The 359-nt window shown below is 42.6% G+C and carries 1 pseudogene; it reads left to right on the top strand.

The annotated features are described in order from the left end of the window. Positions 1–2: 2 nt before the first annotated feature. Positions 3–296, top strand: a pseudogene (locus tag DXZ20_RS04805) (WD40 repeat domain-containing protein); the annotation flags it as partial. Positions 297–359: the final 63 nt, after the last annotated feature.

The raw sequence follows: 359 nt of genomic DNA, 5'->3' as shown, positions 1-359 counted from the left end.
ATATTCTTGCTTCCGCTAGTGCCGATAATACTATTAAGTTGTGGAGTAAAGAGGGAGAGGAATTAAACACACTCAGAGGACATAGTGATTGGATTTGGAGTGTGGCATTTAGCCCTGATGGCGATACTCTTGCCTCTGCTAGCAGAGACAACACTATCAAACTATGGAGTAAAGAGGGAGAGGAACTAAAAACACTCAAAGGTCATAGTGATTGGGTTTGGAGTGTGGTATTTAGTCCTGATGGCAATGTTCTTGCTTCTGGTAGCCAAGACAACACAATCAGACTATGGAGTAAAGAGGGAGAGGAACTAAAAATACTCAAAGGACACAGTGATCGGGTTTGGAGTGTGGCATTTAGT

Origin of the sequence: Adonisia turfae CCMR0081 (assembly GCF_011009555.1) — a bacterium.
Lineage (GTDB): Bacteria > Cyanobacteriota > Cyanobacteriia > Phormidesmidales > Phormidesmidaceae > Leptothoe > Leptothoe turfae.
Note: the sequence above shows the minus strand (reverse complement) of the source record. Positions and strands in the feature narration are given on the sequence as shown.